Source organism: Acinetobacter sp. IK31 (assembly GCF_035615195.1).
In the GTDB taxonomy this organism is placed as follows: domain Bacteria; phylum Pseudomonadota; class Gammaproteobacteria; order Pseudomonadales; family Moraxellaceae; genus Acinetobacter; species Acinetobacter calcoaceticus_C.
Window position 1 is genome coordinate 1 of sequence record NZ_JANBOB010000024.1, and the last position, 16,229, is coordinate 16,229.

12 protein-coding genes and 1 pseudogene are annotated in these 16,229 nt (G+C 38.7%); 3 read left to right on the top strand and 10 right to left on the bottom strand.

Features of this window, described 5'->3' with window-relative positions; all coding sequences use genetic code 11:
- Positions 1 to 172: 172 nt before the first annotated feature.
- Positions 173 to 1,405, bottom strand: coding sequence for a tyrosine--tRNA ligase (gene tyrS / locus MSG66_RS12970; protein WP_133971046.1), 1,233 nt, complete (start codon positions 1,403 to 1,405; stop codon positions 173 to 175).
- A 61-nt stretch (positions 1,406 to 1,466) separates the two neighbouring features.
- Between tyrS and MSG66_RS12975 the strand changes: the two genes are divergently transcribed.
- Together MSG66_RS12975 and MSG66_RS12980 are read left to right on the top strand one after the other, a co-directional pair.
- Complete coding sequence (locus tag MSG66_RS12975; RefSeq protein ID WP_324654325.1) at positions 1,467 to 2,594, top strand: anhydro-N-acetylmuramic acid kinase; 1,128 nt, start codon at positions 1,467 to 1,469, stop codon at positions 2,592 to 2,594.
- Positions 2,595 to 2,721: 127 nt separating this feature from the next.
- Positions 2,722 to 3,566: pseudogene (locus MSG66_RS12980) on the top strand (alpha/beta fold hydrolase).
- A 61-nt stretch (positions 3,567 to 3,627) separates the two neighbouring features.
- Here the strand turns inward: MSG66_RS12980 and erpA are convergent.
- The 4 genes from erpA to MSG66_RS13000 all read right to left on the bottom strand — a co-directional run bounded on the left by erpA (position 3,628) and on the right by MSG66_RS13000 (position 7,713).
- On the bottom strand, positions 3,628 to 3,963 hold the full coding sequence (gene erpA, locus MSG66_RS12985; RefSeq protein ID WP_133971040.1) for an iron-sulfur cluster insertion protein ErpA: 336 nt from the start codon (positions 3,961 to 3,963) through the stop codon (positions 3,628 to 3,630).
- Between the two features lie 123 nt (positions 3,964 to 4,086).
- Positions 4,087 to 5,091 (bottom strand): putative solute-binding protein, encoded by a 1,005-nt coding sequence (locus MSG66_RS12990; protein WP_133971038.1) that lies wholly within the window; start codon positions 5,089 to 5,091, stop codon positions 4,087 to 4,089.
- A gap of 354 nt (positions 5,092 to 5,445) precedes the next feature.
- Entirely contained in the window at positions 5,446 to 6,453 is a 1,008-nt protein-coding gene (locus MSG66_RS12995; RefSeq protein WP_003656045.1) for a putative solute-binding protein, read from the bottom strand.
- Positions 6,454 to 6,708: 255 nt separating this feature from the next.
- Entirely contained in the window at positions 6,709 to 7,713 is a 1,005-nt protein-coding gene (locus MSG66_RS13000) for a putative solute-binding protein (protein ID WP_324654326.1), read from the bottom strand.
- Positions 7,714 to 7,967: 254 nt separating this feature from the next.
- Here MSG66_RS13000 and MSG66_RS13005 point away from each other — a divergent pair, with 254 nt between their 5' ends.
- Positions 7,968 to 9,896, top strand: coding sequence for an ATP-binding cassette domain-containing protein (locus MSG66_RS13005; protein ID WP_324654327.1), 1,929 nt, complete (start codon positions 7,968 to 7,970; stop codon positions 9,894 to 9,896).
- A 50-nt stretch (positions 9,897 to 9,946) separates the two neighbouring features.
- Here MSG66_RS13005 and MSG66_RS13010 read toward each other — a convergent pair whose 3' ends face one another.
- The 5 genes from MSG66_RS13010 to dnaN all read right to left on the bottom strand — a co-directional run bounded on the left by MSG66_RS13010 (position 9,947) and on the right by dnaN (position 16,195).
- Entirely contained in the window at positions 9,947 to 10,873 is a 927-nt protein-coding gene (locus tag MSG66_RS13010; RefSeq protein WP_324654328.1) for a hypothetical protein, read from the bottom strand.
- 125 nt (positions 10,874 to 10,998) lie between these two features.
- Positions 10,999 to 11,391, bottom strand: a complete 393-nt coding sequence (gene cybC / locus MSG66_RS13015; protein WP_324654329.1) for a cytochrome b562 — start codon at positions 11,389 to 11,391, stop codon at positions 10,999 to 11,001.
- Positions 11,392 to 11,428: 37 nt separating this feature from the next.
- Positions 11,429 to 13,897 carry a DNA topoisomerase (ATP-hydrolyzing) subunit B gene (gyrB, locus tag MSG66_RS13020; RefSeq protein ID WP_324654330.1) on the bottom strand — a complete coding sequence of 823 codons (2,469 nt, stop codon included), beginning with the start codon at positions 13,895 to 13,897 and terminating at the stop codon, positions 11,429 to 11,431.
- A 52-nt stretch (positions 13,898 to 13,949) separates the two neighbouring features.
- A complete protein-coding gene (recF, locus tag MSG66_RS13025) occupies positions 13,950 to 15,032 on the bottom strand; it encodes a DNA replication/repair protein RecF (RefSeq protein WP_042898301.1) in 1,083 nt (360 codons plus the stop codon).
- Positions 15,033 to 15,046: 14 nt separating this feature from the next.
- Positions 15,047 to 16,195 carry a DNA polymerase III subunit beta gene (dnaN, locus tag MSG66_RS13030; protein ID WP_042898300.1) on the bottom strand — a complete coding sequence of 383 codons (1,149 nt, stop codon included), beginning with the start codon at positions 16,193 to 16,195 and terminating at the stop codon, positions 15,047 to 15,049.
- Between the last annotated feature and the right edge of the window lie 34 nt (positions 16,196 to 16,229).

Genomic DNA, 16,229 nt, shown 5'->3' on the forward strand with positions numbered 1-16,229 from the left:
TATTAGAGCAAATACTCTACGCTCAACCTATATTTCTTTCTTCTTATTTGCTTTGATTACTTTTTCATTATTACGATGATTAGATTGTTCCACGTGGAACGTTGAATTGTTTTTGTAATCCTTAAATAAAAAAAGCAGGATTACTCCTGCTTTTTATCACGACACAACATTCTTAGTCAGTAAACGTTACACGTGCAATTGCTTTTTTACCTGACTGGATAATGAAAGTACCGTTTTCTTTTACAGAGAAACTTGCATCAACAGCTTTCCAGTCAACTTTTACTGCACCACGAGCTACCGCATCTTTTGCAGCTGCTGCATTTGGATTCAGGCCTGCTAAACGTAGAATCGTGGCAATAAAGATTTCTCCACCAAACTCACCACGTGAAATAGTCACTTCTGGGGTATCTTCGGGTACTTCACCTTCTGTAATAAGGTTGCCAGCACTTTTATGTGCATTAGCTGCAGCTTCTGCATCATGGAAACGTTCAACTAGTTCAAGTGCAAGAATACGTTTTACTTCTTGTGGATTACGACCAGCAGCAATTTCATCTAATAAGGTTTTGATCTCATCTAGAGATTTAAAACTGAGTAAATCGAAATAGCGTTCAATTAAAGAATCAGGCATTGATAAAACTTTTTGGTACATTGCCCCTGGTGTATCAAATACACCAATGTAGTTACCCAAAGATTTAGACATTTTATTTACGCCATCTAAACCTTCTAGAATCGGAACAGTGATACACACTTGTGATTCTTGACCATAACGACTTTGTAAAGTACGACCCATAAGTAAATTAAAGGTCTGGTCTGTACCACCTAATTCTACGTCAGCTTCAAGTGCAATAGAGTCATAGCCTTGAACTAAAGGATATAAAAACTCGTGGATTGCGATCGGCTGGTGGTTGCTATAACGCTTTGTAAAGTCATCACGCTCTAACATGCGAGATACAGTTTGTTGGCTTGCTAACTGAATAAGGTCAGCAGCAGACTTTTGATTAAACCATTCTGAGTTAAAACGTACTTTTGTTTTATTCGGGTCTAATATTTTGAAAACTTGTTCTTGATAAGTTTTAGCGTTGGCTTCTACTTGTTCACGTGACAATGGCGGGCGTGTTGCGCTTTTACCTGTCGGGTCGCCAATCATGGCAGTATAGTCACCAATCAAGAAGGTTACTTCATGACCCAAATCTTGGAACGTTTTTAATTTATTAATAAGAACAGTATGTCCTAAGTGTAAATCTGGTGCTGTAGGGTCAAAACCAGCTTTAATTTTAAGAGGACGGTTCTCTTTGAGCTTTTTCAGTAAATCTTCTTCTGAAATAATTTCGTGCGTGCCTCGTTGGATGAGGGCAAGCTGTTCTTCGGCGGGCAAGAAATTTGACATCACAAAACCTAAACACATCAGTTATTCAATTTGTGCGATATACTAACATTTTTTCAGCGTCTTGCAGGGGAAGTTGCATATGAGCGCAATCTATATCGGCGTAATGACTGGCACTAGTATGGATGGTGTGGATATTGTTGCGGCTTCATTTGAGCCACTACAGCTTCATGCCACTCTTACAGTTCCATTTGAACCCGAGTTACGTGATGAGCTTATGGCATTAACTTTACCCGATGACAATGAAATTGACCGCATGGGTAAAGCTGATGTTGCTCTAGCGAAAATGATTGGTCATGGTATTAATACTCTCATTGAAAAACATCAATTAGATCGTAGTCAAATTAAAGCGATTGGTTCACATGGGCAGACAATTCGTCATCGCCCAGAGCATGGTTTTACTTTACAAATTGGTGATCCGAATATCATTGCAGAAATCACTCAAATTCCTGTCGTTTCTGATTTTCGTCGCAGAGATATGGCAGCTGGCGGTCAGGGTGCACCATTAGTTCCAGCTTTCCATCAAGCATTATTTCAGCACCCAAGTATTCATCGTGTGATTTTAAATTTGGGTGGTATTGCCAATGTGAGTATGCTACCTGCCAACAATGCAGATGGTGTATTTGGTTTTGATACAGGCCCCGCAAATATTTTGATGGATGCGTGGTGTCATCGCCACACGGGTCATCCATATGACGAAAATGGCGATTGGGCAGCTTATGGACACCCTATCCGCTCTTTACTCGACCGTCTTCATGCACATGAATATTTTTCTAAAGAACCACCGAAAAGTACAGGACGTGAAGATTTCAATATTGACTGGTTAGATGATCAGTTAATCGATTGGCGAAACGATTTAACTTATGATGAGTTGGAAGACACACCTGAAAACATTCAAGCCACCTTATTAAAGCTTACTGTGCGTGCCATTCAAAAAGCGATTTACCGTTCTGAGATGGAAACAGGTGAAGTATATGTATGTGGTGGTGGTGCTTATAACTCTTATTTATTAGAACAATTACGTTGGCGTTTACGTAAACACAATTGGTCAGTTCAACCTACAGATGTGTTAGGACTATCCCCGACTTGGGTCGAGGCTACAGCGTTTGCTTGGTTAGCAATGCGTTTTGTAAACGGATTAAGTGGTAATTTGCCAGCGGTAACAGGTGCTTCGGATTTCAGAATTTTAGGGACGATCACGGCAGTATAAAGCTATTTATTGATTTGATTGGTCAGATTCGACCTCATAGCACATTTACTGACCCGAAATGCTGTTATTTAAATGAGTATAAAAACTCATGATAAATGCCGACAAAAATAATTTAAGGCATGTTTTCATGGATCTGACCAAACGTATTCATCAATACACACGTGGGGCTTGGACATTCGATGTAATTGATTCCGGCCCTATATAGATGGTCCACTCGTTGTTTTATTGCATGGTTTTCCAGAAACTGCTCATAGTTGGGAGCAAACCTCCAAGTTATTGCATCAACATCAATTTAGAACACTTGCAATTCATCAACGCGGTTATAGCTTAAATGCTAGACCTCAAAGCCGATTTCAATATTCACTGAGTGAACTTGTAGAAGATGTTGCAAGTTTTATTAAGCAATTAGATCAACCCGTCTATTTAATTGGGCATGACTGGGGATCGGCAATCGCTTCAGGCGTAGCAATGAAGTATCCACAATATATTCAACATCTCACTTTAGTTTCAGTTCCTCACCAAGCTGCATTTTTAAAAGCCTGCCTAAGCAGCAGCCAACTCTTTAAATCTTATTATTTTGCAGTTTTTCAGCTTCCTCTTCTTCCTGAATTTTTATTTAAAAAGTTGCCTAAATTAGGTCGTAAATTTCTTAAGTCATCTGGTATGACCGAAGAGCAAATTGCGATATTTGAGGCTGAGTTTATAAAGGAAAATAGATTATCTACGGCGTTGAATTGGTATCGTGGCTTTTTTTGGGATAAGCCTCAAAGCCCGTTTAAAACAATAGATGTTCCTACTCTTTTTATTTGGGGTAAACATGATATTGCCGTTACAGAAAAAAGTGCCAAGTTAAACTCAAGTTATTTTAAAAATAGTTATAACGCAGTTTTTATGGATGCTTCGCATTGGATTCCATATCAGAATGCACCTGAACTTGTGCAATACTTTTTAGAATCTATCCGTGAAAAGTAATGATCTGATCAATAAAAAAAACCTCTCAAAACAGAGAGGTTTTTAAATTTTAAAATTCTTTTTAAATCGAGAACGAAGAACCACAACCACATGTTGTTGTCGCATTCGGGTTTTGTATGATAAAACGTGACCCTTCAAGGCCTTCTACATAGTCAACCACTGAGCCAATTAAATATTGGTAACTGAGCGAGTCAACAAGCATTTTTACATCGCCATTTACAAATTCTGCATCATCTTCATTTGCGCTTTCAGCAAAATTAAAGCCATATGAAAACCCTGAACACCCGCCTCCTGTCACATATACACGTAACATGAGATCGTCATTCCCTTCACTATCACGGAGTTGGCGTACCTTATTGGCAGCATTATCTGTCAAAACTAGAGCTTGGGCATTCATGAGATTGTTCCTCGGATTTTGCTGTGTCTTTCAAAATAAAAAAGACCCTATATTGAGTATAGCATAATCAATATAGGGTCTGTCTTCGAAGTTTAAAGCTAATCTTGAGTGTTTTTATCAAGATTATTTGTAATTCTCGTCTTGCAAGCCACATTCAAAGTTTTTAGCATCTTGCTTACAGCGGAATTGCCATAATAATTTCATCATACGTTTATCATATACACCACGTTGTGTAAGGCTAATTCGTGACTCACGCATCAGCTTTTGGTAACCCGGTTTATCTGCTGGTGGAACATCCATCCAGTATTTTTGTGGAATATCAGCTTTCATTTTACCTAAAATGGTAAAGGCACGTGGTAACTGACCCGAAACCCACTCTCTAGATTTCTGACCAAAACCAGCTGGGAACTTATCAGGACGGATAATAATATTTCCTGTCACTTGTAAGATCGGATAGTTCACGATCGCCCCTTTTGTCCCTAAACCTTTTTGTAGTTCCAAAGGTTTAAAGGCCGCCGCTGGCGCACCAATAATGTCTACCTGATGGTTATTAAATTTAGCACCGAAATTTGTTATATCGGCACTAACAGCCTGCGCCCCTACCTGCTGAACCATAATCTTTTGCGCTTCATCATAATCAAGAACAGCAATTTTTTTACCTGCGGCTTTTGCTACTGTATTGATGCTACGGTCATTTACTAACAGATAGGCATCTCCAACTGGTATAACACCTACAACCTCATAGCGGCCATTAACCATATATTTACTAAAAGTCGAACTTGCCAGACCTTGCATCACTTTTACAGCAAGCTTGAGGTCAGGAATGGCACCAATGGCATCTAATGAGCCTGTAAAAGAGTTAAATTGACGACCACGCATGCCTGATACACTAATACCGTCACATTTGCCTGCTTTAAAATCTTCGGCAATCACGGCTTCATTTTGGTTTACTTTAAGTTCGATATCAGCTCCCCAAGTTTTAGCGGCAAGTTGATAGTCCTTCATCAGCGCATATACATCACCATTTTTACCAACGAAGTCAAAAACACATACTGTTTGTTTAGCCTGAGCTGCAAAAGAAACTGTTGTAAGTCCCATCGCAAGTAATAGCATTTTGGAAAATTGCATATTCTTTTTCCTTTCCTTGTGGAGTTTTTGTTTTTCGATACCAAGAAATTTCACACCGAAATGGTATGAATCGGATAGGCTTCATATAAAAAATCATGTTGAAGATATTTTTACGGATCCATTTTGCTTTTATGATTTTATTTTCATTAAAAATAGATAGCGATTGACCTACCTATTCGCAATTATTTTAATCACAGAAGTCCTTAGTCCTTTTTTATACCTTCATGTTTCCTTATGAAGTTTTTATCTAAATTTAGCTTAACGTCTTTCTGGTTAACAACAATGGCAGAAATGACAGCACCTATAAAACAAAAAGCCTAGAACTAAGTCTAGGCTTTTTGAGAGAAATTAGGATTATTCACCAGGCATTGAACATTCAAAGTTAGCCTTGTCTACAGAACAACGTGCTTTTTTCAATACAGACATCATTCCGGCATCGTAAACACCGCGTTTAGTTAAGTCCATACGGCCATCACGCAACATTTTTTGATACTTAAGTTTGTCTTCTGCACTTAAATTCATTTTGTATTTGCCAGGAATCTGAGCTTCTAAACGGTTGATCATTGCAAAGTTCTTAGGTAACTGTTTAACAAACCAGTCACGAGATTTTTGACCAAAACCAGCTGGGAATTTATCAGAACGTAATACTAGATCTGCTGTAACGTGCAATACAGGGAAGTTCCACATTACACCGTTTGCACCTAAACCTTTATTTAACTCTAATGGTTTATAAGCGTAAGCAGGCGCACCAACCATATCTACTTGGCCATTATTAAATTTAGCAGCAAAGTTTGAGATATCAGAAAGAACTGCTTGAGCACCTACACGTTGCACCATAATTTTTTGTGCATCGTCATAACCTAATACCGCGAATTTTTTACCCGCAGCTTTTTCAACAGAGTTAATGTTTTTGTCACGTACGAAAATGAACGCTGAACCTAGCGGAGAAATACCAGCAACTTCGTATTTTTTACCACCCATATTAGTGGTCATTTTTGCAGCATTACGCGCATCTAATACATAAGTAATTGCACGTTGAGCGATTTGGTTATTTGGAACACCGCCAAGTGAGTCGATAGATCCTGCGAATTTGTTATATTGGCGGGCACGCATTGCTGTCATTGCTACAGCATCACATTTACCAGCTTTAAAATCATTGTCTGCGACAGCCTCGTCCTGACGAGGTACCAAGTTAATTTCAGTACCCCAGCCTTTTGCAGCTAGAGCCCATTCTTCCATCATTTTATATGAGTCGCCTGCTTTTCCTAAGAGGTCGAATACACATACGGTACTCGCTGCTTGCGCTGAAGCAGAAAAACCAACAACAGAAGCGGCAGCCATAGCAAGTACGATTTTTTTCATTTTCTTCATCCTTCCACGGAATAGATTTTTTGTTTGAAGTTTCCTTTCAAAGACAGATATTAATCATGTTTTCTACAAAAAAATAGAGCTTTTACTCAATTTTTTTTACTCTCTTGGACCATTGTTTGTCTGCTATAAATTATTTACTAGCCAGAAAAATGGCTGATTTTGCGTAAGTTATTTTTTATATTCATAATTTTCATATCCATATTTAGTTTTGAAATATATGTAGCGTTTTTGTGATGAAAAAATAATCTACTCTCCAGTCAGTGTGCATTCGAAATTTGTCCGCTCAATTGTACAACGGGCACGCTTCAGTACATTCATCATTGTCACATCATATACGCCCTGTTTTGTTAATTTGAGACGTCCTTCACGCAAAAGTTTTTGGTATTTAGTTTTATCTTCTGTTGAAAAACTCATTCTAATTTTTGAGGGTACATTCATTTCTAGCCGTTTAATCATGGCAAAGTTCTGAGGTAATTGTTGTATAAACCAATCGCGGGACTTTAGGCCAAAATCCGCAGGGAACTTATCACTTCGCGTAATTAAATCTCCAGTGACATTTACGACTGGAAAGTTAAACATAGCTCCATTTGTTCCAATACCTTTGCCAATCTCTAATGGTTTATAAGCATAGGCTGGAGCGGCAATTGCATCGACTTGCCCACTATTAAACTTTTTCACAAAATCGGTTATTTCAGAGAGGATAGGCTCAGCCCCTACACTTTCTACCATAATTTTTTGAGCAAGGTCATAATGTAAAATAGCGAATTTTTTACCTTTTACTTTTTCGATCGAATTAAGGCTCTTATCTCTTACAAATAAATAAGCCAAACCAATCTGAACAATACCAACAACCTCATAGTTCGTTCCATTTTGGATAGTTACTAAGCGCTGTTTATTGCGTTTATCTAGAACATAACTAATTGCTTTTTGGGCAATAGCGTTACTCGTCACACCACCAATTGCATCGATAGAACCCGCAAATTTATTATAATTTCGCGCGCGCATTGAAGTCATATAAGCTGCATCACATTTGCCTTCACGCAGTTTACGGTCAACCAGACCTTCATCTTGAAATGGAATTAAAGTGATATCAGCTTGCCAGCTTTTAGCTGCAAGTGCCCACTCTTCCATCATTTTATAAGATTCCCCTGATTTTCCTAATAGATCAAATACACATACATTTTGTCCCGCATGTGCTGTCCCCATAGCACAGCAAAATACTGTACTCATCATCCCCAATCCCTTTTTCATTTTACTTTCCTTAGTCTGGTTTTATTAGTAGCTTATTAATTAACCAAATTTTAAACTGTTTTTATTTTAGTCATATTTTTTTTAAATGTGTTCTATCTTATTCAATATTTTGAAAATTTCGGATGAATAGCTGAGTCTAAAGTTTTTCTATTTCTATAATTATTGTCTGCTTCTAACTAAAATCCGGAAAGTTTTGTTTTCATCGGCAGTTCTCTTTAAAATACAGCATCCCTAACTCACCTCGATACAATAAGATGATTCAATTTGACCAAGTTTCTTTACGCCGCGGTGGACGTGTTCTATTTCAAAAAGCGTCTATGCAATTACACCCAGGCTGGAAGATTGGTCTGACGGGAGTGAATGGTGCAGGCAAATCCACCTTATTTGCAGCTTTACTTGGAAGTTTAGGTGCCGATGAAGGTTCGCTGACTCGCCCTTCAGGCTGGATCGTGGCGCATATGGCGCAAGAAGTAAAAGCACTGGACATGTCTGCAATCGATTTCGTTCTTTCAGGTGATGAAGAGTTTTGGGATATTCAAAATAAGCTTACCCAACCCGACCAACTTACTGACTCTGAACTGGCTCAATTGCATGGTCGCTTTGATGAAATTCATGGTTATTCAGCACCATCTAAAGCGGCTCAACTCATGGCTGGTCTTGGTTTTCTAGAAAATCAATTGCGTTTAAACGTTGCGAGTTTCTCTGGTGGATGGCGTATGCGTTTAAATTTGGCGCGTACCCTAATGAGTCGTTCAGATTTATTATTACTAGATGAACCAACAAACCACTTAGACTTAGATGCAATCTTGTGGTTAGAAGATTGGCTTAAAGCTTATGAAGGTACACTCATTTTAATTTCGCATGACCGCGACTTTTTAGATGCGATTACAGATCATATTCTGCACATTGAAAATCAGGAACTCACCCTTTACACCGGAAACTACTCTACATTTGAAACTACGCGTAGTGAACGTCTTGCTCAGCAGCAACAAGCTTTTGAGAAGCAAGAAGAAACACGTGCTCACCTACAAAAATTTATTGATCGTTTTAAAGCAAAAGCGACGAAAGCTCGTCAAGCACAAAGTCGAATTAAACAACTTGAGCGCATGCAAGAGCTCGCTCCAGCCCATATTGATACACCTTTCACTTTTAGTTTCCGTGAACCGACCAAAATGAGTTCGCCGTTACTGACTTTAGACAATGCCAGCATTGGTTATGGCGATAAACAAATCGCCGAAAAAATCAGATTACAAATTACACCAACCTCTCGTATTGGTTTACTTGGTATGAACGGCGCAGGTAAATCGACCCTAATTAAGAGCTTAGTAGGTGATTTACCGCTCTTAGCTGGTGAACGCAAGGCATCAGAGTTACTTAATATTGGTTACTTTGCACAGCACCAAATGGATGCTTTAGATGGCCATGCTACTCCAATGTTACAAATTGCCCGTTTAGCCGATAAAAAAATTAGTGAAGCGTCTTTACGTTCTTTTTTAGGTAGTTTTGGCTTTAGTGGCGAACGCATGGATACACCATGTGAAACCTTTTCTGGTGGAGAGCGTGCTCGTTTGGCCCTTGCACTGATTGTATGGCAGCGTCCAAATGTTTTGATTCTGGATGAACCGACGAACCATTTAGATCTTGATATGCGTCATGCATTGAGCATGGCATTACAAGATTTTGAAGGCGCTGTCGTACTGGTTTCCCACGAACGTCAACTCATTGCAAGTGTTTGTGACGAGCTTCTTTTGGTACACGGCGGGAAATGTACCGAGTTTGAAGGTGATTTACAGGATTATGCAAAATGGCTACGTGAAGCACGTCAGCAACTCATCAATGCTCAAACTACTGTAGGGCAGAATAATTCTTCCTCTGCCGCTCCTGCCCCAGCTAAAGTCGATAAAGAAGCACAGCGTAAAGAAGCAGCTCGCCGTCGTGAACAAACTCGACCTATTCGTAAAAATATCGAAAAAATTGAGTCTCAAATTGAGAAACTTCAACTACAACTTGCCAAAATTGAAGAGTCTTTAGCAGATACATCTTTATATGATGCAGCACGTAAAGATGATCTACTCAAGCTTATGAATGAACAGACTGAGCTGAAAGCTAAACTTGAGCAATATGAAGAACAGCTTTTAGAACTTATGATGGAATTAGAAGAGATGGAAGCCTCTTTTGATTAATCTATTTTTCAAAATAAAAAAGCCGATTTCTTAATCGGCTTTTTTATTCATTAATAAGGGGTATAAAAAGCCCCTAATTCATTTAAATTGGTATTGATTGGCAAAGGCCAAACATTGCTTGATAAACTATCCGCAATATATAGATCATAACCACCACGATTTCCAGTTTGTCCCGCAAGAGAAACCACTATGTAACGCTGGTCTAAAGGTGCTGGGTCTGATGTATCTACAACAGTGCTGTTAAATGGCAACCGTGTGGTTTGTTTAGTACTCGTATCATAAACATAAATCTGATCATGTTCATTTGTTGCGCTATACCAGCGTACATATAAAAATCGGCTTCCCTGCCACCATACTGGATAATATGAGGCAATATTAGTCAACTGCGTATCATATGCACCTGACTGATCAATACTAAAAATTCTAGAATTACTACTCGCACCTTTGGCATATAAGATTTGCGTAGTATTGACCATTGGATAAGGCATAGACTCTTCGATATCCCAACCATTTTGAGTGACTGAAGTAATTGCACGATCAGTCATTTTGACGATTTTTAAATCACCATTTTGCTTAAAAATAATACGTTGATTATCTATAAATTTTGGATCTTCATCCCGTTTATTATTTCCCTGAGTCAGATTAATAGGTAATTCCGTACTTCCTACTTTCCAGGCATACACATCCCATGCATCGCCATAATACTGTCCAGAATTAACCCCCATGAAAGTGAGCCATTTCCCATCTGGAGAAAAATGGCCATTCATCATATGGTCAATTTTCCAATTTGCGCCCAGTAATGTGGTTTGCTGCGTGGTGAAATTATAAAGATAAAGCTTACTGTCCCATGCGTCATAATCACTATAACGATGAAATACTAGTTTTCCATAAAAGGTCGGGGCTGTAGCAGCATGCAGTTGAAATAAGCAATTAAAAAACATGATTCCAATGCATAAGAGTTTTTGTGTTTTTTTCAAAATTATATTCTCTTGATATAAATGGAAAATACCATCTGAATGAAAGTTTAAAAGTTCGTTTCTTATAAAAAAAAGGCTTTGTCTTAAATTAAACAAAGCCTTTTCTTAATCATCATAAAAAAGAATTATCTAAATTTTTTATGATTTTCATTTCGAATTTTGACTAAATTGATTGCTTCAGTTTTTGCTTGATCTAACTGTCCGTGCTCAACCAATACTGTTACTTTATCAATTTCAGCAACAAGCTGATCTAAACCAGCTTGGTACTCTTTTATCTGTACATTTTCTGCAGGTAAACCTTCGAGTTTATGCGGCAAATATTGCTTAGAAGAAACCGTTGCTTCACGCATTACAACAAGTTGTTGTTTCGCATTAGCAGCATCTTTCGCTTCAGCAAATGCTTTAGTGCTCTTAGCTAAAGTTTTCATATTCGTTTCTAAATCAGCTGCCCAAACCGCAGAGCTTCCTAAAAACACACATGAGATTAACAAGCCTGCTAATAATTTCTGACCCATCATCTTCTCTCCCTAGACTGATTTAGAATCATGTTATGAATTAAGCATCAATATCTGCATTTAAAGCATTCTCTTCAATGAATGCACGACGTGGTTCCACATCATCGCCCATTAAGCAAGAGAACATACGATCTGCTTCAATTGCATCGTCAATGGTTACCTGCAACATATGACGGTTATCAGGATCCATTGTCGTTTCCCAAAGCTGTTCAGCATTCATCTCGCCAAGACCTTTATAGCGTTGGATCATCATACCGCGGCGCGAATCTTGCAAAATGTGTTGCCAAACCTGATGGAAGTTAGCCACTTGAATACGACGGTCACCTTTTTGTAAATAGGCTCCATCTTCAATTAAACTGAACCAGCTTTTCGAGTTTTTCAATAAACGTGCATATTCAGCTGAATTTAATAAACCTGCATCAAGCAAATAGGCGTGTGGCAAGTTATGAACATATACTGTAATACGTGGCCAATAATGTGCAGATTTTTCACCTTGAGCATTTTCGCGTTCAAACGCTTCAAGCGTAATTTCCGGGCGTAAACTTGGCTGTAATTTAACAACTGTTTCACGTACTTTCTCAGTCCATTGCTCTACATAAGCTTGATCATGATTTTGATCAGCTTTAAATGCTTCTACTTCAAGTAAAGCATCAAGTAAGCTTGCTGGATAACGCAACGTTAAGCGCTGTAAGCTCTTTTGTGAAACTTGGTAATCCTGAATAACCTTTGCAAGTGCTACACCAGTAATTGCAGGAGCTTCAGCATTGATATGTAACGACAGTTCATCAATTGCATTCGAAATTAGGTAGTTTTCCAATGCATCATTATCTTTGATGTATTGTTCTTGCTTGCCTTTTTTCAACTTATATAAAGGTGGCTGTGCAATATAGATATATCCACGCTCAACCAACTCTGGCATTTGACGGAAGAAGAACGTTAACAACAAGGTTCGAATGTGCGAACCATCAACGTCGGCATCGGTCATGATAATAATTTTATGATAACGTAACTTATCAGGATTATATTCTTCGCGGCCAATACCACAGCCAAGTGCGGTAATTAAAGTACCCACTTCCTGACTAGAAATCATTTTGTCAAAGCGTGCACGTTCAACGTTCAGGATTTTACCTTTCAACGGCAAAATAGCCTGCATTTTACGGTTACGACCTTGCTTGGCACTACCACCCGCCGAGTCACCCTCGACAAGATATAATTCAGAAAGTGCTGGATCTTTTTCCTGACAATCTGCCAATTTACCTGGTAAACCAGCAATATCAAGTGCGCTCTTACGACGCGTCATTTCACGCGCTTTACGTGCGGCATCACGAGCACGTGCGGCATCAATAATTTTACCTGCAATTGACTTCGCAGCTTGTGGATTTTCAAGTAAGTAAGCTGAGAACTCTTTGTTCATCGCTTGCTCAACCGCCGGCTTTACTTCACTTGATACCAGTTTTTCTTTGGTTTGAGATGAGAATTTCGGATCAGGTACTTTTACCGAAATAATAGCCGTCAAACCTTCACGTGCATCGTCACCCGTTACATTAACTTTTTCTTTCTTGAGAATATTTTCACTTTCAAGATATTGGTTTAAACCACGAGTCAAAGCTGCACGGAAACCAGCTAAATGGCTACCGCCATCTTTTTGAGGAATGTTATTGGTAAAGCAACGAACATTTTCTTGATAACTTTCATTCCACTGCAAGGCTACTTCTACGCCAATACCGTTATCTGTATCCGCAGTAAAATGGAAAATCTCATTTAGATGAGTTTTACCTTCGTTAATGTATTTTACAAACTCAGATAATCCACCTTCGTAATCATATACATGTTCAAGGTTAATACGTTCATCACGCAAAACAATACGTACGCCTGCGTTTAAGAATGAAAGCTCACGTAAACGACGCGCTAGAATTTCTACGTTAAAAATGGTTTGAGTAAATGTTAGTTCACTTGGCCAAAAGCGTACCGTTGTACCGCTCTTATCCGTTTCACCAATCACACGTAATGGGTATTGCGGATCACCATGTTGATATTCTTGCTCATGCACTTGACCAGCACGAGAAATCATTAAATGTAATTTACGCGACAGTGCGTTTACTACAGAAACACCTACGCCGTGTAAACCACCGGAAACCTTATAACTGTTGTCATCAAACTTACCGCCTGCGTGCAGAATGGTAAGAATTACTTCCGCTGCTGAAACACCTTCTTCAGGGTGAATATCGGTAGGAATACCACGGCCATTATCGGAAACACTTACTGATTCATCTTCATGAATAGTGACAATAATTTCATCACAGTGACCAGCTAAGGCCTCATCGATTGCATTATCGACTACCTCGAATACCATATGGTGTAAACCGGTACCGTCGTCTGTATCCCCAATATACATACCTGGACGTTTACGAACTGCATCTAATCCACGTAATACTTTAATACTAGAGGAATCATAAGCCTTTTCATTGGTTTGTTCTGTTTGAGAGGCTGATTGAGACTCTGAACTCATGGTTTCTCCCTAGCAAATATAGATTTATTCAAAGATGGGTAACATCAAAAAATTATGGTGAAGCAAGACTAACTTGACCGGATTCAACACTGAATAATTGATATGAAATAGACAAATCATGTAAATGTTTTTTTACCAATGCATGATCTAAAGTTGTCATAAAAACCTGGCTACCAAGTTGGCTTAATCGTTCAATTAAACGTTGTTGTGCGGTTAAGTCTAATTCTGCTGTCAGATCATCTAATAATACCACAGTTTCCTTATTACTCGCATGCAACATTGCAATTTGTGACAGTTTTAAGGCAATAATCAGGAGTTTTTTCTGACCTCTTGATAAAACCACGTCAGCATGTCCATAAGGGGTTTTTAAGCGTAAATCTGCTCGATGTGGACCATATTCGGTATAACGTCGTTCGATGTCTTTTTGGTGTTGATTAAGCAGATCTTGCATGAGTCCCTGCTCTGTATGAAAACCTGGACTGTATTCCAGTTCAATTTCAAGATCAGGCAGTAATTGACTTAAATCATTTTGAAAAAAGACATTCCATTGTTCCACAATACCCAAGCGTTGAGAGTGTAAAATTTCACCATAGTCACTCAGCATTTTATTCCAAGGCTCTAAATCAGCCAAAGACAAATTCCGTCGGGTTTTAAGTAACGTATTTCGCTGTTTTAATGCACGCGAATAGTATTGCCATGCAAAATAAAACTCAGGTTCCACGTGGAACATCAGCCAATCCAAAAGTTGGCGCCGAGGTTTTGCCCCATGGTCAATAATATCTGTACTTTGTGGATCAAGATGCTGCAAAGGAAGTAATTTAGCAAGTTGGCCTTGGGTAGCCACGGTATCGCCATTGACCTTCATCAATTGCTCACCAGATGCCAACTTTTGCATGCCAATTTTTTCAGTTGTAGATTGCGCAAAGACTATCGCATCTTCGGCAGCATACTGAATATAATTTTTAGGAATATGAGTGCGGAATGAACGCCCTGTTGCAAGCAAATGAATTGCTTCCAGAATTGAGGTTTTTCCTGAACCATTGGCGCCATAAAATATATTAAACGGTTGCAATCCTTGGAGTGCAACCGTTTTTAAATTACGCACACGTTCAATATTTAAGCGCGTAAGATGCATATAAGATAACCAGACTATACACGCATCGGCATAACTACATAAGTTTGATCAGCATGGGCCGGATCTTGAACTAAAACAGACTGATTTGCCTCACTCATACTCATATTTACATCATCGCCATCAAGTACACTCAATACTTCAAGTAAATATTGCGCATTAAATGACATTTCGAGCGGTATATTTTGATATTGAATAGCTAAATCTTCAATAGCCTCATCTTGCTCAGGGTTATTCGCACGAAGCTGTAAAGAATCCTGATTAAAGTTCAAGAAAACACCACGCAACTTTTCATTACTCAAAATTGCGACACGCTGTAATGATTGCTTAAATACATCATGGTTAATTAATACATGCTTATCGCCACCACGTGGAATTACACGACGATAATCAGGGAATTTTCCATCAATCAATTTTGTAGTAAAACGAACAGTAATATCACCCTGTTCCTTATCACGACTTGGCGTATTGATGGTTACATTTAACAACTCACGACCAATCAGCAAAGTTAATTGTTCATCTTCAATACTCAGTAAGCGCTGTAATTCACCCACAGCTTTACGCGGTACAATGGCCTGAACCAATTGAGATGATGTAGAAGAAGCCGTAATTTCACAAAGTGCTAAACGGTGACCATCTGTTGTTACTGCACGCAATTGATTTTCATCAATTTCCAATAAAGTACCCGTTAAATAGAAACGTACATCTTGTACAGCCATCGCAAAAGCAGTTTTTTCAAATAAACGCTTTAACTCACGTTGGGTTACATGTACTTGAGTGCCTTGACTATTTTCAGTCGTCAATAATGGATAATCTTCTGCTGGTAAAGTTCCTAATACGAAACGGCTATTACCAGACTTTAAGATACATCTTTGATCTTCAGTAATTTGTAAATCAATTAATGCAGCTGTAGGCAATGATTTACAAATTTCCATTAACTTACGGGCAGGGACTGTGGTTTCCCCTGCTTCAAGGCATGCCCCTTCTGTTAAAACAGTGCTCGCAACCAGTTCGACTTCTAGATCAGAACCAGTAATGGTGAGCGCCTGAGCATTAGTCTGAATTTTGACGTTTGAAAGAATATTCAATGTATGACGACGTTCTACTGCACCGACAACATGCGATAAAACATTGAGTAAACTTTCTTTAGCGATTTTCAAACGCACGATTCATTCCTCTAGCAACTTGGAGCAAATATTT